This window comes from Pontibacter roseus DSM 17521, assembly GCF_000373265.1.
GTDB classification, from domain to species: Bacteria; Bacteroidota; Bacteroidia; order Cytophagales; family Hymenobacteraceae; genus Pontibacter; species Pontibacter roseus.
In genome coordinates, this window is record NZ_KB890766.1 from 159,925 (window position 1) to 179,292 (window position 19,368).

At 54.5% G+C, this 19,368-nt stretch carries 13 protein-coding genes and 1 tRNA gene; 5 read left to right on the plus strand and 9 right to left on the minus strand.

The genetic code is table 11. The annotated features are described in order from the left end of the window. Positions 1 to 48: 48 nt before the first annotated feature. Complete coding sequence (locus tag B051_RS0115015) at positions 49 to 810, minus strand: ABC transporter ATP-binding protein (RefSeq protein ID WP_018479036.1); 762 nt, start codon at positions 808 to 810, stop codon at positions 49 to 51. 382 nt (positions 811 to 1,192) lie between these two features. Between B051_RS0115015 and B051_RS0115020 the strand changes: the two genes are divergently transcribed. Then, complete coding sequence (locus tag B051_RS0115020; RefSeq protein ID WP_026236432.1) at positions 1,193 to 3,454, plus strand: TonB-dependent receptor; 2,262 nt, start codon at positions 1,193 to 1,195, stop codon at positions 3,452 to 3,454. A gap of 118 nt (positions 3,455 to 3,572) precedes the next feature. Further along, a tRNA-Leu gene (locus tag B051_RS0115025) sits at positions 3,573 to 3,654 on the plus strand. Positions 3,655 to 4,421: 767 nt separating this feature from the next. Here the strand turns inward: B051_RS0115025 and B051_RS0115030 are convergent. The 5 genes from B051_RS0115030 to B051_RS21395 form a co-directional block, all read right to left on the minus strand. Further along, positions 4,422 to 5,993: an NFACT RNA binding domain-containing protein gene (locus B051_RS0115030; RefSeq protein WP_018479039.1), complete on the minus strand. Its 1,572-nt coding sequence runs from the start codon at positions 5,991 to 5,993 to the stop codon at positions 4,422 to 4,424. A gap of 161 nt (positions 5,994 to 6,154) precedes the next feature. Next, the gene (locus B051_RS0115035; protein WP_026236433.1) at positions 6,155 to 6,916 is read right to left on the minus strand and encodes an MBL fold metallo-hydrolase; all 762 of its coding nucleotides are present in this window, start codon (positions 6,914 to 6,916) and stop codon (positions 6,155 to 6,157) included. Next, positions 6,913 to 7,188 (minus strand): hypothetical protein, encoded by a 276-nt coding sequence (locus B051_RS0115040; protein ID WP_018479041.1) that lies wholly within the window; start codon positions 7,186 to 7,188, stop codon positions 6,913 to 6,915. Before B051_RS0115040 ends, B051_RS0115035 begins: the two co-directional genes overlap by 4 nt. Beyond that, positions 7,189 to 7,572, minus strand: a complete 384-nt coding sequence (locus B051_RS0115045) for a response regulator (protein WP_018479042.1) — start codon at positions 7,570 to 7,572, stop codon at positions 7,189 to 7,191. A gap of 11 nt (positions 7,573 to 7,583) precedes the next feature. Next, a complete protein-coding gene (locus B051_RS21395) occupies positions 7,584 to 12,812 on the minus strand; it encodes a PAS domain S-box protein (RefSeq protein WP_018479043.1) in 5,229 nt (1,742 codons plus the stop codon). Between the two features lie 245 nt (positions 12,813 to 13,057). Here B051_RS21395 and miaA point away from each other — a divergent pair, with 245 nt between their 5' ends. Beyond that, a complete protein-coding gene (gene miaA, locus B051_RS0115055; RefSeq protein WP_018479045.1) occupies positions 13,058 to 13,987 on the plus strand; it encodes a tRNA (adenosine(37)-N6)-dimethylallyltransferase MiaA in 930 nt (309 codons plus the stop codon). A 69-nt stretch (positions 13,988 to 14,056) separates the two neighbouring features. Here miaA and pfkA read toward each other — a convergent pair whose 3' ends face one another. Then, positions 14,057 to 15,028 carry a 6-phosphofructokinase gene (pfkA, locus tag B051_RS0115060; RefSeq protein WP_026236434.1) on the minus strand — a complete coding sequence of 324 codons (972 nt, stop codon included), beginning with the start codon at positions 15,026 to 15,028 and terminating at the stop codon, positions 14,057 to 14,059. 321 nt (positions 15,029 to 15,349) lie between these two features. On the opposite strand from pfkA, the gene B051_RS0115065 reads away from it, so the two are divergent. Both B051_RS0115065 and B051_RS0115070 read left to right on the plus strand, forming a co-directional pair. Next, complete coding sequence (locus tag B051_RS0115065) at positions 15,350 to 15,778, plus strand: tellurite resistance TerB family protein (RefSeq protein ID WP_018479047.1); 429 nt, start codon at positions 15,350 to 15,352, stop codon at positions 15,776 to 15,778. 24 nt (positions 15,779 to 15,802) lie between these two features. Beyond that, entirely contained in the window at positions 15,803 to 16,132 is a 330-nt protein-coding gene (locus B051_RS0115070) for a hypothetical protein (RefSeq protein ID WP_018479048.1), read from the plus strand. Between the two features lie 23 nt (positions 16,133 to 16,155). Here the strand turns inward: B051_RS0115070 and B051_RS0115075 are convergent, their stop codons facing one another. Further along, positions 16,156 to 17,916 carry an SLC13 family permease gene (locus B051_RS0115075; protein WP_018479049.1) on the minus strand — a complete coding sequence of 587 codons (1,761 nt, stop codon included), beginning with the start codon at positions 17,914 to 17,916 and terminating at the stop codon, positions 16,156 to 16,158. Between the two features lie 250 nt (positions 17,917 to 18,166). Next, on the minus strand, positions 18,167 to 19,363 hold the full coding sequence (locus B051_RS0115080) for an aspartate aminotransferase family protein (RefSeq protein WP_033316938.1): 1,197 nt from the start codon (positions 19,361 to 19,363) through the stop codon (positions 18,167 to 18,169). Between the last annotated feature and the right edge of the window lie 5 nt (positions 19,364 to 19,368).

Below are 19,368 nucleotides of genomic sequence, written 5' to 3' on the forward strand. Positions count from 1 at the left end.
TATGAGTCTTAGAGCAATAACTTTTAACCCATAACTTAGAACCCTTCACTAATTCAACATCCAGTCTATGTTGGCGTCAGCAGCGGAGTGGTGTGGCAGCAGGAGCTGGAACAGTGCTTGGTCGATGAGGCTCTCGCCGTTCATGGTGAACTGGTGCACCGTGCCGTTGTACATTAGTTGGCCATCGTTTAGCACACCAATGTGTGTCGCCACCCGCTCCACGTAGTTGAGGTCATGCGAAGAGATGAGCACCACCCGGTTTGGGTTACTGTAGTTGCGGATGAGCTGAACCAGCAGTTGCGCTGCAATCGGGTCAAGGCCAGTGAACGGCTCATCCAGGATAAGCACGCGGGGCTTGTGCAGGATGGCGGCCACGATACCCACTTTCTTCTTCATACCTGTGGAGTAACCCGCAATGTTCTTGTGCAGCGACTCCCGTTCCGTAAAGAAGTAATTGGTCAGACTATTGATGCGCTGGTCGGCCTCCTGCTGTGGCAGCTTGTAGAGCTTGGCGATGAAATGGAGATACTCTAGACCGGTGAACTCTTCTATGAGTGGATTGTCTTCGCACAGCGCCCCCAGGTCTTGCTTCACGTCCAGGCTGCTGGTGAGGTAGTCCTTCCCGAAAAGGCTGATAGTGCCTTCATCTGGCTTAACCAAATCGAGGATGCTGTTGAGAAAAGTGCTCTTGCCAACTCCGTTTTTTCCTAAAAGGCAGTAGCATTGCCCTTGCTCTATTGTTAAATCAAGCGCCTGCAACACATGCTTTCTGCCATACGCTTTTGACAATCCCTTTATCTCAATGCTCATATAAGGTAGTTCGGCTAAGTAATAAGTGAAACGTAACTACTTGTTTCACAGGTATAAAAGTAAACATATGCCCGAAATAGTCCAAGCAAAAAGCCCTGTTTTCAGGCAGATTGCCCCCATTCTCCAAAAATACTCATGTTACCTCTAGTGAATTAGGCAACATTTGTAGGTATGCATAAGGTTTCTACACCTCCTTATTTGTTGTTCCATTTTTTTATGCCATCTCCTAAGCGGCTATTTTTCTTATACTTACCTGCTCTCCCTTTTTAACCGGATAATATAAAAGTTGTTTGATTTAGGCTATTCTAAAAAATAATTACGAAATATCTAATACTGTATTTAAGTTTGTCTCGTAACTAACAGCAGCATACCCGACAAGACTATGAAACAGCTGTATCTCCTCTTTTTGCTCTTTTCCCTGCCCCAACTCCTTGTAGCCCAATCGGGTGCTATAAAGGGAGAAGTAATGGCCGGCCAAGCACCAGCGGGCTACGCGAGTATCGGGCTTGTCGGCACCACCTTGGGAGGGACGGCCGACGCAGCAGGCAGATTTGAGCTCCAGCAGGTGCCGGAAGGCACTTACCAAATCAGGGTGTCTGCGGTAGGGTATAGGATGACTGAAAAACGTGTGGAGGTGCGGGCGGGCGAGGTAACGGCGCTGAGAGTGGAATTGCAGCAGCAAGACGCTCGCCTGGGGGAGGTGGTAGTAACAGGCACCATGCGTGAAACCTACCTGCTGGAGTCGCCGGTTCCGGTAGAGGTCTACACCCCGAAGTACTTTCTGAAGAACCCGACGCCGGCTATCTTTGAAGCGCTGGAGCGGGTGAATGGCGTACAGCCCCAAATCAACTGCAATGTATGCGGCACCGGCGACATCCACATCAATGGTATGGAAGGCGCCTATACCATGGTGCTGCTGGACGGAATGCCGATTGTGAGCGCCCTTTCCACAGTATATGGCCTGAGCGGTATACCCAATAGCCTGGTGGAACGGGTGGAGGTGGTGAAGGGCCCAGCCTCGACGCTCTACGGCTCGGAGGCCGTAGCGGGCCTCATCAACATCATCACTAAGAGTCCGGCCACTGCGCCCCGCTTCTCTGCAGACGTGTTTTATACCTCTCATCGTGAACTCAACGCCGATGTAGCGTATAGCAGGCAGTGGGAGAAGTTGAGCTCCCTGCTCAGCGCCAACTACTTCCGCTTCACCGACAGCCGGGATGTGAACCACGACAATTTTACGGATGTGCCGTTGCAGCACCGGGTATCGCTCTTCAACAAGTGGAGCCTTGCCCGGAAACACAACAGGATAGCCAACCTGGCAGCCCGCTATTACTATGAAGACCGGTTTGGGGGCGAGCTGCAGTGGACGCCAGCCTTTCGGGGCGGTGACAGCCTCTACGGGGAATCGGTCTATACCAGGCGTTATGAGGTACTGGGTGCCTATCAGTTGCCCCTGCGCGAAAACATCTTGCTCAGCTACTCCTACAACGACCACAGCCAGAACGCCGCCTACGGCACCACGCTGTACAAAGGGCGGCAGCGCGTGGGATTCGGACAACTAGTGTGGGACAGGGAGGTGGGGGCAAAGCACAGGCTGCTGCTAGGGGCCGCCTACCGCTATACCTGGTACGACGACAATACGCCGGCTACGCAGCAAAGCCAGTCAGAAGAGAACCTGCCGGTGCATACCTCTCTTCCTGGAGCCTTTGCCCAGCACGAGTTTAAGGCATCCGGTAAAATCATCTTGCTCACCGGGTTGCGCTATGACTACAATTCGGAGCACAGGGGAATTCTCTCGCCGCGCTTCAACGCCAAGTGGTCGCCCAACGCGGATAACACCTTTCGGCTAAGCCTGGGCAACGGCTATCGGGTAGTAAACCTCTTCACCGAGGACCATGCCGCCCTGACTGGAGCCCGTGAGGTGGTGATTCAGAACGAGCTGAAGCCGGAGCAATCTTACAACGCCAGCCTGAACTACCAACGCTACGTGCCGTTGAGCAGCGGCTTCCTGAACCTGGAGGCATCGGCTTTCTATACCTACTTCACCAACAAGATAGTGGCTGATTTTCTGACGGATGACAATCTCATAATCTATGACAACCTGAGCGGCCATGCCATTTCTAAGGGAGTGGCATTGAACGGTGAGCTAGCTTTCACTTTCCCGCTGCGGCTGCTGGCCGGTGCCACGCTAATGGATGTGTACCAGGTTCAGGCAGACGAGGAAGGGCGGCAGGAACGGGAGCCACAACTGCACGCACCCCGGTTTTCGGGGACCTTCACCGCCTCCTACCAGTTCAGGAATAAGGGCTTGAGCCTGGACTACACCGGCAGCGTGAAAGGGCCTATGTTCCTGCCCGTGCAGGAAAACGATTTCAGGCCGGAAAAATCGCCTTGGTTCACGCTGCAAAACCTACAGCTCACCAAAGTCCTGCAGGAAGGGCTGGAGGTATACGGCGGCGTGAAGAACCTCTTCAATTTTATGCCAGAGCACCCGCTCATGCGACCTTTTGACCCATTTGACAAGCAGGTGGAGGTGGATAACCCAAACGGGTATAGCTTTGACACGGAGTACAACTATGCGCCACTGCAGGGGAGACGGTTATTTTTAGGCCTCCGCTATACCTTGCCGCAGCAGGCTAAATAGTTGAAAGCGTGCAATGTGTGTAAAGGCGATGACACGATTGCTGTAAAAAATAGGCTGTAGGCCGCTAGAGTGTTGCAATTCTCGAAACTGCTCTATACTTTTGCAGACCTAATTACCTGCGCACGTGGTGAAATTGGTAGACACGCCATCTTGAGGGGGTGGTGCCTTCGGGTGTGGGAGTTCGAATCTCCCCGCGCGCACTCTAAAAGCTCTGTTCTTAACTGAATGGGGCTTTTTTGTTTTTAGGGGCTTTTGCCCTTCACTTGTAGCTGCTGTCTCTGCGGTTTGCTCGCTGTGATGTTTCATAGCTTCGCCTAGCCGGCGGGGCCTTACTTTTCTCCTTGATGAGAAAAGTAAGCAAAATAATCAAGACGCTTTTGAACTCGCTGAACGCTCGAACAAAAAAACGTCATCGGTGCACCTGGCTAGTGTCTTCGCTCCGTTGCTATAGTGGAGGCTCTCCCCTTGAGGGGAGTAAGAGGGGGGTTAAGCCTATACCTACTAAATATCGACTGCTGGACAGACAGCTCCTGATTCCCATACCTATGCTACTCCCGTCTTGCCGCTCCTCCTGTCATTCCGACGAAAGGAGGAATCTCATGCCCTACTTGCCGCAGGTTCAGCGTAAGCTCAAACCCGCCTTTCTGCCAGTCCCTACTGTTGCCGACTCACCTGTTTCACCGCCGTTTCCCGCTGCGCTCGCACCGGCGGTGGGAAGCGTAACAGATTTCTCCTTTCGTCGAAATGACAGCAGTGGAAAAGCCGCTTTCAGTATGTGCAGGTGGTTGTCACTCCCAGGTAGTGTGAGCTTGCAGCACTTACTACCATGCCAAGAATTAGCACAGCTTCTATTCCTAAGCCAACAGTAATGGCGAACTCCCTGCCTGGGGAAAGGGGCTATCTCCGATAGACGAAAAGGTGTGGGCTGGACCTAGTCAAGTCACTTGGCCCGATAATGTAACCTACCTCAATTTTTCCGCTCAAAGGGGTTTTCCGGCTTCACAAGTAATACTTGTTCTCGCTCCACCACCACAGCGCCGGCTGGGGCTCCTTTTGGTTTCCGCACCCACTTCTTAGGGGTGTAGAGAACGGGGCAGAGGGAGTCGCTTTTGCGCTTGCTGTAGTAGGCAGCCAGCTGGGCAGCTTTTTCCAGTACGGTATTAGGTATAGTTTTGCCTGCCTGGTGCTTGATGACCACGTGGGAGCCCGACACATCCTTAGCGTGTAGCCAAAGGTCGTCTTTGTAGGTATGGCGTTGGGTAAGCAGGTCGTTGTTCTGAGCGCTTTTGCCCACCAGTATCTTGAAGCCCTCTGTCTCGAACAGGCGGAAAGGGATTTCCTGCTGGGCCTGCTGCCTGGTGGTTAACAGCTGAGCGTGGTCTTTCAGGTATGCCTTGAGTTGCTTATAACCTTTCACCTCTTCCAGCGCCTGCAGGGCATCCTCCAACACGATGGCCTCTTCCAACTTCCGTTCTAGTCGCTCATCCAGCTGTCGTACCTCCACGTGCTGGTTTTTGGCTTTGCGGTAAAGCCGTTCGGCCTGCTTCTGAGGCGTTTCATTTGCTTTAAGCTTGAAGGTGCGGGTATGGTCGGTGTAGAAATCGTAGAGCTCCACCTCCGTGGCGCGCGGCGGAATATTGGTGAGGTTCGCCATCAGGATGTCGGCGGCCTGGGAGTAGGAGCGGTTGTGACGGAGCTCCTGTAGCCGCACTTCCGTCTGCTCTAGTATAGCCTGTGTGGCGGTTTGTCTTTTGAGGAGCTGCTGCTTTGTCTGTTCGTACTGCCGCTCAAAGCCGGTCTCGGTGAGGTAGAGGCGCGTGAAGGCATTCAGAGCCTCCAGCGGGTCCGGGTATACCTGCTCCACTTCGCTCATCTCTAGCAGCGACAGGCGCTTCTTGCCCGCCAGCTTGACGAGGTAGTAAGCCTCGGGGTTCTCCAGAATCTCCAGCATGTCCTGCACCAGTTCCCACTTCTGCGCTAAAGGTTGGCTGCTGTAGCTCTTGTTCTCCAGGTATAGTGCCGGCAGGTCGCCGAAGGTAGGGTATACCTTCCGGAGGTTTCCTTCGGCCGCCGCAAAGGCTTCAAAATTCTGCCGCAGCGGTCGGTCCATCTGCAGCGGGTCCAGTTCCAGGTCAGCACCGAACTTCTTATGAAACACTTTCAGCGGCTCCTCGCCCTCGAACAGCACGATGTTGGAGCGGTTACCAAACAACTTGAAAAGCAACAGAAAATCATTGCTGAACTTCAGGTAGAAGCTACGCTCATTCAGGTGCTGCACCACCTCCTGCACCACCTGGCCTTGCAGTTCGTTGAACAGGTTGATGGTATTGGCCCGCGCCCGCTTGAATTCTGATGGGAAGGAGAGGGCGGAGAAATGGGAGGTGAGTAAGGCCCGTATGTAGAACTCCTGCTCCGCTGCGGCAAAGCCCAAGATAAGCTCATCTTTGTTTTGGCTGAAACATGTGATTAGCTCAGAACCTACCAGCCGAGGCCGTAGATGCTCAGTAAGTTGCCGGAGGAAGTAATAGTTTTGGTGCATGGTTTTGAATAGGCAAGGGACTGGGTGATGAAGGACAATAGATGCTCACATCGTATCAAGAGTCACAACCAGATTCGTCTTTACTAACCCGATAAGAGCACACGATGCGGTAGAATTTTTGTCAATACGTCACTTGTCAAGAAGTCAAGGAAGCAGCAGGGCTATACCTCAAACTGCAGGCCGTCGTAGCCCAAGCGGATGAAGTCGGGGAGGGTAAGCTCTACCTCGCGGTGCTGGCCCAGCAGGTGGCTGATGTGTGTCAGGTAGGCCTTTTCGGGCTGGAGGTCCTCCAGCAGGTCAACGGCTTCCTGCAGTGAGAAGTGGGAGATGTGCGGCTCCCGGCGCAGCGCGTTCAGCACGACCACCTTGGAGCCGCGCACTTTTTCTTTTTCCTCCTCCGATATATGGTTGGCATCGGTGATGTAGGTGAAGTCGCCCACGCGGAAACCCAGCACAGGCAGCTTGTAGTGCTTCACCCGGATAGGGATAAATGGCACGCCTTCCACCTCGAAAGGTTCTTCGGTGATGGGGTGGAGTTCCACGCGGGGGATTCCGGGGTACTGTATACCGGAGAAGATGTAGGCAAACTCCCGCTTGAGCTGCTCCAGCACCCGCTCTTCCCCATACAGGGGCATGTCCTTGTGTTGCGAGAAGTTGTAGGCGCGTATGTCGTCGAGGCCGGCAGTGTGGTCTTTGTGCTCGTGCGTGAACACGATGGCATCGAGCGTGCGAATCCGCTCGCGCAGCACCTGCTGGCGAAAATCAGGGCCAGAATCGATGATGATGCTCTTGCCGCCTACCTGCATATGCACCGATACCCGTAGCCGCTTGTCTCTATAGTCAACAGAACGGCACACTTCACAGGAGCACCCGATGACGGGGACGCCTTGGGAAGTGCCCGTGCCTAAAAGCGTTACTCTCAATTGGTTTTTTCCTGGTTTCGGATGTCCAGATAGAGCTGCCTGTTCTTGTCGCTCAGCAGGCTTTCATCCACAGAAATGGTTCTCAGAATGTCGTAAAGGCAGTTGATTTTCCCTTCCAGGCTGAAGTACTTGTTCACAACGGCTACCTTCATGTCTTTCAGTACACAGTAGCCCGCTTTGAAATTGCCCTTCTCGTAGCGCAGCACAAAATCCGACTCCGCAAAAATATCCTCCAGCTTGTTTAGAAAAGGCCGCGTGTACTTCAGTTCCATTTACGCCTCTCCGGTGTGCTTCTTTACTGTCTGTACCAGCATGTCAAAGTCCAATGGCTTAGGCAGGTACTCGTTGATGCCCACTTCCTGGAAGTCTTCCATGGTGTAGTTGTTGGCGTTGCCGGTTACCGCTATGATTGGAATGTTAGCGATGGCTTTGTCTTTGTGCGCGCGTATCTCCTTGGAGCACTCCATGCCGTTCTTGATAGGGATGTTGAGGTCCATCAGGATGGCGTCTATCTTGTTATTCTCTACCTGCTTGATTACTTCGCTGCCGTTCTTGGCAGTCAGAATCTTGTAGTTCTGCAGCTCCAGAATCTTCTTCGTCAGGTTTAGAATCACAGAGCTGTCCTCTGCAATCAGTATGGTTTTGTTATCGGCCATAAGAATATAAACTATAGAATAATTTCTTTGTAAGCTTTACGGTAGTTTTCAAATTGTTCCAGCAGCCTGCTGAAGTTCTCTTCCACGTCCTCGAAACGGTCGTGTTTGATATCATGCTCCAGCTGCTTGGCCAGTTCGGCCATCAGGTTTATGCCCAGCGTGAAGCCGGTTCCCTTAAGCTGATGCAATGTACTTAAAATACTTTTGTATTGTTGTGCCTCCATGTCTTTTTTGGCTTCCTGCAGGAGTTCGCCCGCTTCCTCCTCAAATTCCAGGTATAGCTGCTTCGTAAAGTCGCTTCCGCCTATCTGGTTGAGCTGTTCCACAATCTGCTCATCAATGATGGGTTGCGAGGCTGCGGCCGTGTCGTCTGCCTCAACGGTGTCTACCTGGGCGGTTTCCTGCCGTTTCCAGCCGTTCTGTTGCCAGCGGGTTATCACTTTGTGGAGGTCTGAGCTTTTCACGGGCTTGGAGATGTAGTCGTCCATACCCTGGCTCATGAACTTCTCAGCGTCCTCGCGCATGGAATAGGCCGTCATGGCCACCACCGGCGGGCAGGCTATGCCCAGCTTTTCCTTGATGATGGAGGTGGCTGTCACGCCATCCATCTCCGGCATCTGTATGTCCATGAACACCATGTCGTAGCTGTTGTTGAGGGCCAGTTCGATGGCCTCATAGCCGTTGGAGGCGATTTCGGTGCGGCAGCCCAGGCGCTCGAGCAGCTTGAAAGCCACTTTCTGGTTTATTTGGTTGTCGTCTACCAGCAGCACGTAGGGCTCGAACTCCAGCGCCTCTACTTCGGCGTTCTGCAGCTGCAGGCGCTGCAACTCAGCCTCTACCTCTGCGCCGTCGGCCTTCCTGACCCGGATGGTGAACCAGAAGGTACTGCCATTGCCCGGTGTGGACTCCACCCCGATGTCGCCGCCCAGCAGGTGGGTGAGCTGTTTGGAGATGGCCAGACCCAGGCCTGTTCCACCAAAGGTCTTGGTAGAGGAGTTGTCCAGCTGCGTGAAGTCCGTGAACAGAAGTTTCTGGTCATCGGCTGATATACCTATACCTGAGTCCTTCACCCGAATCATGAGTTGGTACTCGCCGTTCTTCTTCAGCGGTTTGGCATCCACGTGTATACTCACCTCGCCCTCGTTTGTGAACTTGATGGCGTTGGAGGTCAGGTTGGAAAGCACCTGCAGGAAGCGCGTCTCATCTGTGAGTATATAACGTGGCGTTTCCGGAGTGATGGTATAGGTGAAGTACAGGTCTTTCTGCTGGGCCCGGTTTGCGAACAGGGAGTGTATCTTGTTCAGCGTGTCGTGCAGGTCCATGCCGTTTTCGTGCAGCACCAGCTTGCCTGCCTGCATCTTGGAGAGGTCCAGGATGTCGTTGAGGATGGCCAGCAGGGCGTCCGAGGATTTGCGTAGCGTGTCAATGTACTCGCGTTGCTCCTCGTCTGTGCTAATCTGGCTCAGCAGCTCAATCATGCCGATGATGCCGTTCATAGGCGTACGCAGTTCGTGGCTCATGTTAGCCAGGAACTGGGTCTTCACCTTCAGGGAGTTCTCGGCCTCTTCCTTGGCTTTGAGTAGGGCCACCTGCGTGCGCTTCAGCTCTGACACGTCGCGCAGCACCCCTTCCAAACCTACCGGGTTGCCTTCGTCATTGTAGGTGAGCCGTGCGTCGAGTAACACGGTTTTGGTGCTACCGTCTTTGCACACCATCTCCACTTCGAAATCACGTGTGCTCTCAAACTCCAGCACCCGCTGCTTGAGCACCTCACGGTCAGCCTTGTTGGCATACAACAGCTCAGAGGATGTGCCGAGAATTTCTTCCTCCCGGAAGCCGAGCAGGCTCTGCACCGATGGGCTGACCAGTTGGATGGTTCCGTCCAAAGTCGTGCGGTAGTACACGTCCTGAAACGACTCGAAAATGCTGCGGAACTTCACCTCGCTCTGTGCCAGTGCCAGCTGCGAGCGCTTCTTGTCAGTAATGTCCAGGGCTATACCTGAAATCTCCTCGAAGGTGCCGTCCTCCAGGTATATCGGGTTCAGGTATACCTCTCGCCAGCTCTCTGGGCTGTTTAGGTGTATCTCAAAGTGCTGAGGAACGCCGGTGAAGGCCTTCCGGTACTTCTCCTCCCAGAAATCATAGGAGTTCTCATGCACCATCGACACGTCATCGATGCGCACATAGGGTTCCAACTCACGCCCGTTGCGCTCGGCAAAGGCCTGGGCAAAGTTGCGGTTGAACGACGTGAGCTCAAAATCGCGGTTCAGCGACCACATGTGGTGTGTGCCTGATTCGAAAATGGCGTTTAGGCGCGCGTTCTGGATGTTTATCTGCTCCTCGTTGCGCTTCCGCTCAATGGCCAGGGCCACCTGGTTGGAGATGAAGTGCAGGATTTCGATGTCGGTATGCACATAGGCGTTCGGGTCCTGGTAGTCCTGCAGTGTGATGACCCCGATGATGCGGTCACCTATGGCGAGCGGCGAACAGAGAATTACCTCCGGCATCGCCCCGTGTATGGTGAAGTTCTGCTCCCGGGCCAGCTCCATCAGCTCTGACTTCTGCATGTAGAGCGGCTTGCCCGTCTCGATGATGTATTCTGACAGCCCCACCGAAAAAGGCCGGCGCACCTGCGCCTTGGCGGCCTTGTCCACGAACTGGTCGACCAGGTACACAAAGTGCAGGTGGCGGTGGTCATTGTCGCACAGGGCAATGTAGATGTTGCGCGTCTCTATGATTTTGCTCAGCTCGCGGTGGATGGCGCTGTACAACGAGTTGAGGTCCTTGCTGCTGATGGCCAGGTTGGCGATGCTGTAGTATACCTTCTGCAGGCGCTCCGCCTTGATGCGGTCGGTGATGTCGTGCAGGATAGCACGGGTAGCGACAGGGCGTCCGTCCTGCCAGCTGCAGGTGATGGAGCCAATCAGGTGCACAGGCTTGCCAGCCTTGGTCAGGAACACCGTCTCCATCTTGTTCACATTCTCGCCCTTGTACAGGTTGCGCAGCTGGTAGATGAGCTTGGCCTTGTAATAGGGGTGCACGATGTCGTTCAGCGTGAGCGACTCAATGTCATGGTCGGTATAGCCCAGGCGCTCTTTCCAGGCCCGGTTCACGAAGATGAATTTGTTGTCTACCGAGATGTTCTGTATAAGGTCGTGCGCATTGTCGAACAGGTCCTGCAGGCGTATCTTGTTGTCCTTCAGGGCCTCCATGGCGATACGCTTGTCCGTCATGTCCTTGCCCACGCTGGTCAGACCTATCAGCTCTCCCTCGGGGCCATACTCAAACATGCAATTCCAGCGCATGGTCTTCACCTGGCCAGACTTCGTGACCACATCGCGCTCGTAATAGGAGTTGAGCTGCCTCGTCTCCAGCGACTTCTTAAAATCACGGAAGCGGTTATCGCGGTCTTCCTCCGGCACCAGCATTTCGTAGAAACTCTGCCCGATAAGCTCCTCGCGGGTGTATTCTACATACTTAAGGAAGTAATCGTTGGCGTAGGCCACGTTGCCTTCCGTATCAAGGCTGTAGTAAATGAGGTTCACCTTCTCCAGGAAGCTGCGGAAATGCGCCATGGACTCACGCGCCACTTCTTCCCGTCGCCGGGCTACCTGTATCTGCTTCTGCTCCGTGATGTCGCGTTTCAGGGCCAGCACATGGTACTGCCCGTCAATCATGATACGGTTCAGGTTCAGCTCCGCATCCACTGGGGTGCCGTCTTTGCGGATGTTTTTCCACTCCACGGTGATGTGCTTCCCGGTTCTCAGTAGCTTGTCCATAAGCTGGGCCGTCTTCTCAGTGGAGAGCATGCCGTCCGGCTGGAACTCCGGGGAGTAATCTACCGGGCTCTTGCCTACCAAATCCTCGCGGTTGCAGCGGAAGAACTGCAGCGCCTTCTCGTTGCACTCCACCACCACGCCATCGCGGAAAAGCAGGATGGCATCATAAGAAGCCTCGAACACCAGCTTGTACTTGTCTTCGGTATGCGACAGTTGCTGCAACAGCTCGTGCTTGGATATGTAGTTACCTATGGCTGAGCCTATGAAGTCGAGCAGCGCCACGAAGGATTGGGTGATTTTGGACTCATGCCCCGGCCAAACCAGCAACAGCGCGATGAGGTTGGAGTCAGTGGTGATGGGAACCACGGTGAGGTGATGGCCTAGCGACTGCTCCAACTGCAGAGTGACATCCTGCAGCACCTTGCGCCGCTCGCCTTGGAGCAGCTGCTCAGCCTGCGCCTGCGAGAATTCCGCGAACATAGGGAGCGTACCCCCGAGCCGGCTGCCTGCCGAGTGGGAGAGGTATACCTTCTGGTGCGAAGCATCAAAACTGTACACGGCTCCGCCCACCACGTCGCTTTTCTCCAGCAGCTCGTCCAAGGTATAGCGCAGCACATCTTCCCGGCTGCCGGTGGCCGAAAGGTTGGTGATGAGGTGGTTCACAAACTCGAGCTGGTGGTTTCGGAAGCGCACATTGCGCTCGGCTCCCACCGCCTCATACAGGTTCTTGGCAGAGCCGAAAATCACCACCTCGCCATGGAACGTGCCGCGGCGCAGCGATATCTCTACCGGCAACAACTCCTGGTCCCGCTCATGGAGCCACCACTCAAACTTCTGGGGCTCGCCATGCAGGGTGTTCTTCAGCTGGTTGCGCAGGGCCACGCGCTCAAACAGGTTCAGGTCGAAGTTGCGGAAAATGGATTTGCCTATCAGGTTGTGCTTCTGCTGGTCTATCAGTTCCAGGCCGCTGCGGTTGATGTCAATGAAGTTGCCCTCCTGGTCCAGGATGAAGAGCGGCTCCGTGCTGTCGTCGAACACGTTGTGGTAACTGTCGTCGCTGGAGGAGGCGTCTTCTGCGGTGTGCAACACCATGCCGGGCACTTCGAGGCACAGGAAGGTATAGTCCTGAAACAGCACTTGCTGGCAGCTGTAGGTATACGGCCGCATGGACGGGCCCCTCAGCTTGCCGTCCAGCTTGTTGTTCTGGAGCAGTTCGTGGCGGAAAGCGATGAAATCCTCCTCTTCCTCCAGGCTGAGCAGCGGACGTATGCTCAGCTCTGTCTCCTCTAGCGACAAGCGGAGCAAACCTGACGCTTCCCCGTTGGCAGCCAAAAGTTCGCCGCTCTGCGAAGCCACCAGTATACCTGTATTGGCAGGGAACAGCTGCGTCAGCACCTGCAAAAGGCTGTTAGCCTGTGTCGTAAGGTTTTCGGTAGTAGGACGACTTGGTATAATAGGCATTTGAATGTCTTGGTTTAGTGTCTGGACTATCAGACGAATCGGCCTGTTGCTCTTACCTCAGGCGCAGGTTGAAACCGATAATTTAGTAAAAAAATGAATGCTGGACGCACTTTACTTCCCGATTAACAAGAAAGGCTTTTAATTTGTGCTGTTTTCTGGCGGTATTTTGCACCAGCTCCTCTAAAAAGGCTCTTCGTGTGGCGTCAGAGGCCTTTTTCTGTAGAACCAACCCAAACGCTATACCTATGGCTCCCCCTGATGCATGCAAATTCTTGATAGTGGTGGTAGGGCCGACGGCCGTAGGCAAGACGGACTTGTGCGTGCGCCTGGCCCAGCATTACCAGACCGACATTCTCTCAGCCGACTCACGGCAGTTCTTCAAGGAGATGAGTATCGGCACAGCCAAGCCCACGGAGGAGGAGCAACAGGGAGTGCGGCACTACTTCATCGATTCCCACCATATCACCGAGCCCTACAACGCAGGCGCCTACGAGCAGAACGCCCTCAACCTGCTGCAAGAATTGTTCAAAGGGAAGGATGCGGTCATTCTGACGGGCGGCTCGGGCCTGTACGTGCGCGCCGTGAGCGAAGGGATGGACGAGATGCCCGAGACTGACCCGACCATACGGCAGCAACTGGAGGACACTTACCGGCAGCAGGGGCTGGCCCCGTTACTGGAGCAGCTGCAGCAGGCCGACCCGCAGTACTATGCTCGCGTGGACCAGGCCAATCCGCAACGCATCATTCGGGCGCTGGAGGTCTGCCACTCCAGCGGGCAGCCGTATTCTTCGTTTCGGAAGCAGGAGCAGCGCGAGCGGCCATTCCGCATCATCAAGATTGGCCTGAACCGGGACCGGGAGGAGCTTTACCGCCGCATTGACCAGCGCATGGACCTGATGCTGGCGCAGGGGCTCCTGCAGGAAGCCGAGGCGCTATACCCGCACCGGCACCACAATGCCCTCCAAACGGTAGGCTACAAAGAGATTTTCGATTACCTGGAAGGGAAGTACGATTGGGAAGAAGCCGTGCGGCTGCTCAAGCGCAACAGCCGCCGCTACGCCAAACGGCAGCTCACCTGGTTTCACAAATTCCCTGACTATACCTGGTTCCACCCCCAGCAGTGGGAGGAGATAGTCTCTTTCATCGACAGCAGCATGAACGAGGCGAAACAATGAGCTTGGCACAAAGCAGCGCAGGCTGGCAGTTTGGAACTGCCAGCCTGCGCTGCTTTGTGCATTTAGATGCTATACCGACAGGATATCCACCATCCGGGTGAAGTTCGGGTTAATGAGCTTCTGCTTTGTGATGGTCTCGATGAAAGGTGTGTATACAAGCTGGCTGTTGATAATGCCAGCCATCTCATTCTTATGGCCAGCCATCAGTCCCTCCACGCAGGCGATGCCCAGTTGGCTGGCCAGCATGCGGTCGGCTGCCGTTGGGGCGCCCCCACGCTGCACGTGCCCCAGTATGGTAACGCGGGCATCCATGTTGGGTATCAGGCTCGATACCTTAGCAGCTATATCGGTTGCGCTTCCTTCTTCGTCGCCTTCGGCCACAATCACAATGAAAGAGGTCTTGGAGCGGTTCCAGCCAGCTTTCAGCGTATCTATCACATAGTCGATGGAAGTATCCGTCTCCGGAATCATCACGATTTCAGCGCCGCCGCCTATGGCGCAAGGTATGGCGATGTAACCGGAGTCGCGGCCCATCACCTCTACAAAGAACACCCGTTCGTGGCTGTCGGCCGTGTCCCGTATCTTGTCAATGGCATCCAGCGCCGTGTTCACGGCCGTATCGTAGCCAATGGTATAGTCGGTGCCGTAGAGGTCGTTGTCGATGGTGCCCGGCGCACCAACGGTGGGTATGCCATACTCCTCGAAAAAGATGTTGGCGCCCGTGAAGGTGCCGTCGCCACCAATGGCCACCAATCCCTCGATGCCGTGCTGCTTCAACTGCTCATAGGCGGCCTGCCGCCCTTCCCTGGTCGTGAACTCCTTGCTTCTGGCCGATTTGAGGATGGTCCCGCCCTTCTGTATGATATTGCTCACCGTCTGCGACTCCATTTTGAAGATGTCGCCTTTAATCATGCCGTTGTAGCCTCTTCTGATGCCGTATATCTCTATGCCATGGTAAACAGCCGTTCGCACGATGGCGCGTATGCACGCATTCATTCCCGGAGAGTCGCCTCCTGATGTAAAAACACCGATTTTTTTCATAGGTGTGAGTATTTTTTAATGTATCACTGGTTACGCACCACGGGCTTCTGCGCATCTGACTTTCCTGTACACTTATATCAAACCGCCTGTGGGCGCGTAAATGCTAAAGTAAGCGGAAATAAAAAAAGAATACAAAACTATAACTAACAAGATAGCAGAAACCGTATGTAGGAGCACTATCCTGTGCCATGCATACGGACAGGGGAACAAACGGATGTTCTGAAAAATCTTATGCAAAAATAAGTGCATCAGACAAGGCTTTGGGCTGCTGTGTCGTTATGATACTGTTAAGATTTACCTACACCATTAAAAGGGAGTTGTATGTTTGGTTTTTTCGAAAGTGAAGAAGTAAAAAAGCTTAAGAGCCACATCACCAACCTCGGCGCCTTGGCCAAAATAGATGGGCACGTGGACCCTTCCGAAATGGATTTCATCATTGGCATCGGAAAGAAGCATGGGATGAAGGCGAGCGAGGTACGCAACCTGCTCTCCCAGGTGAATGATGCCAAGCCCCAACTGCCCTCCAACGACTCAGAGCGCTTCGACCAGATATACGACCTGGTGGAGATGATGCTAGCCGACGGCATCGTGGATGAGAACGAGATGGAGTTCTGTATCCACATGGCCTCCAAGCTCGGTTTCAAGAAAGCCATTGTGGGGGTACTGGTCCGTAAAATCTCCATGGGCGTGAAGGACGGCTTGCCAAGGGAGGCCATCAAGCAGGATGCACAGGATTATCTCAATTATTGATTCAAGGAAGGGGCAGCGTATACGATGAGAAACCTGCGTGTGTTGAATAGTGTGGTGTTGGGTGCTTTCGGATTTTCGCTGGTTCTGCTCGCGTACCTTTTCTTTGCGCACGAGTTGCGCTACAGCCCCTACCAGCAGGGCTACCTTTCCAACGACTTCATCTTTCGCTTTTCAGCCTTCTGGTTCATCAGCTTTCTGCTCACCATACTGGTGTACCTGCTCAACCTGAGCCTGAACTACCTGCGGCTCCCCCGCGCCGAAAAAGATGTCGCCATGTTGGCCGGAAAGCTGATTTTCGGTGCTGGCCTGTTCGGAGCCGTAGTGGTGATGGTCCTGTTTTCCTTTCTTTCCTGACAATCCACCTATACGGGTTAACTCTACATGGGCCAGAACACTGGCACCAAAAGTAAAATAACCGTGATGAGCAGCAAGGTGAGGGGAGAACCTATCTTGATGAAATCCCAAAAGCGGTACTTGCCCGGGCTGTAGACCAGAATACAGGAGGGTTCAAAAGGCGTCACCAGAGACACCGAGGCAGACAGCATGATAGCTATGGCGAAGGCCCGCGGGTCGGCGCCTACCTCTATGGCCGCCCGCAAGGCCACTGGTATGATAACAAGGGCTGCAGCCGCATTGGACATGGGTTGCGTGAGGATAACAGTAAGCAACACGAAACCGGCCAGTATCCCCATCTTGCCGCCAACAGGTCCCATCAGGTCCACGATGCCGTGTGCCAGGAAATCAGCCGCCCCCGAGTTTTCCATGGCCGTGCCAAAGGCCGTCATACCTCCAATCAAAATGAGCAGGCGCCAGTCGATGGCGCTGTAGGCCTTTTCGCTGCTGATGCAACGCAATAGGATGCTGATGACGGCCGCCATGAGAAAGGCGATGGAAAGCGGGAGCAGGTCCATGGTGCCGGCCACAATGGCGAGCAGGAAACAGCTGATGGCGATGATGCCTTTCCGCTTCTTGAAGAGCAGTGGCTCAAACTCGTCCAGCACGGCCAGGTGGTTGGAGCTGCGCAGTTGGTCAAAGCGCTGCGGCGCGCCCTGCACCAGCAGCACGTCCCCCATCCGAAGCTCCATACTCCCGATTTTGCTGCGGAGCGTCTCCCCGTGGCGTGACACGGCCAGTACCACCAGCCCGAAGCGCCTGAGAAACTCCGATTCCTTCACCGTGCGGTTTATCAGGTTCGACTGCCGGGTTATCATCACCTCCGCCAGCCGGATGTTCTCGGTCTCCAGGTCCTGAGCCGCCAGCACATCGGCCATAATCTGTATTCCCTTAGTCTCCTTCACCTTCATCAGGTTGTCCAAGTCCCCTTCCACCAGCAGCACGTCACCTTCCCGTATGCGTGTCCGAAAGTCGGGTAGGAAGTTCTCTTTGCCCCGTATGATGTTGAGCATACGCAGGTTGAGCGAGGTCAGATCAGAGGCGAACACCAATTGCCCGATGAGCATGGAATCCGGCATGACAACGACCTCCGTCACATACTTCTGCAGCTTGTACTCCTCGGCTAGTTGCTGGTCGGTGTGGTCGGGGAGCATGCGCTGTCCGATAGTCATCATGTAGGCCACACCCACCAGGAAGATAATCAGCCCAATGCCTGATATTTCGAAAAGCCCAATGGGCTCCAGGCCCACCTTGGCGATGTAGCCGCTCACAGCCACGTTGGTGGAAGTGCCAATCAGGGTGCAGGTTCCTCCCAGGATGGCGGCATAGGCCAGTGGCATGAGTATTTTGGAGGCACTCTTGTTGATGCGCTTGGACAAACCCACGAGCGGTGTTACAAACATGGCCGTCACGGTGGTGTTGTTCATGAAGGCTGACACGATGCCTGTCACAAGCATAACCATCAGCAGCATCAGATTGGTGCTCCGTTTGGCCAGGCGCACCAGGCGAACTACGGCAAAGTCTAGAATACCCGTCTCCTCGAGCGCGGCGCTGAGGATGAAGATGGAAGCGATGATGATGATGAAGTCGCTGCTGAAGCCGGCGAAGGCCTCTTCCGGCGTGATAATGCGCAAACTAGCTAGGATGATGAGCATGAGCAGCGTCACAATCTCGATAGAGACTTTCTCAGTAGCGAAAAGTATCACCGCTATCAACAGCAACGTCAGCACGATGGCTATTTCCATAAAAGCAAAGCAGGTTCGAAAGTTCGCACTACCAATACAGTAGTGGCTTCGGCTTGTACGTGCTGAAGCTGCCGTGGATATCGCTTTTCAGGGATTATTTGTGCGAAAGGATAAAATAAGCGCCGATTGTCCCACTTCATTCAGGCCATCAGGCAACCGGTCAAGGTATTGTCTCTGGCTCCAGAACCGACATTATGACTGGCAATATTGGTACAGAAGTTTCTGTACTGACCTGTAGCTATACCTATACCTATACCTGGCCTACCACTTCCTCAATCGAGGTGAGGATGATGTCGCAAGCTTCACGAATCTGCTCCTCAGTAATGATGAGGGGAGGGGCGATGCGCATGGAGTTGTCGCAGAACAGGAACCAGTCGGTGAGAACCCCGTTGAGGATGGCGCGGTCTATCACGGCTTTCAGCACCTCAAACGATTCGAACTCGGCGGCCATCATGAGGCCCTGGTTGCGGATACCCTTGATGGCAGGGTGCACGAGCAGCTCTTTGAACAGGCTGGCCTTTCGCTCCACCTCCTGCAGCAGGTTTTCCTCCAATATGGTCTGTAGGGTGGCCAGCGATGCCGCACAACTCACAGGGTGTCCCCCAAAGGTGGTGCAGTGGCCCAGAATCGGGTCGGTTTTGAAGGCAGCCATGATTTCCTGCGGTGCGATGAAGGCCCCGATGGGCATGCCGCCACCCATACCTTTAGCACAGAGCAGAATATCCGGCTCAATACCGAATTGCTCGAATGCCCAGAAAGTACCGGTGCGCCCAAAACCCGTCTGTATCTCGTCCAGGATAAGTAGCGCGCCCACCTCGGTGCAGCGCTGCCGCAGCAGTTGCAGGTAGGTTTTCTCCGGCACGCGTACACCCGCCTCGCCCTGCACCGTTTCGATGATGATGGCGGCCGTGCGTGTGGTGATTTGCTCCAGGTCGGGCACGGAGCCATGGGTGATGATGCGCACATCGGGCAGCAATGGCCGGAACGCGTTTTTGAAGCTTTCGCTGCCGTTCACGGAAAGCGCGCCTTGGGTGGAGCCATGGTAGGCGTTTCGGCAGGAGACAAGTTCGGTGCGGCCGGTATAGCGCTTGGCCAGTTTCAAGGCTCCTTCAACAGCCTCCGTGCCAGAATTCAGGAAATACACGTTGTTCAGGCGCTTGGGCAGCGTGCTGGTCAGCGCCTGTGCCAACAGCGCCTGAGGGCCCTGCACAAACTCGCCGTACACCATCAGGTGCAGGTACTTATCCAACTGGTCGTGAATGGCGCGCAGCACCCGGGGGTGCCGGTGACCGACATTGCTCACGCCTATACCTGAAATCAGGTCCAAGTAGCGCTGCCCGCCACTGCCATACATGTATATCCCTTCTGCCTTCTCCACCTCAATCATAAGTGGGAAATCCGATGTCTGCGCCTGGTGCTGTAAGAAAAGTTGCCTCAATGATACCATGTTGC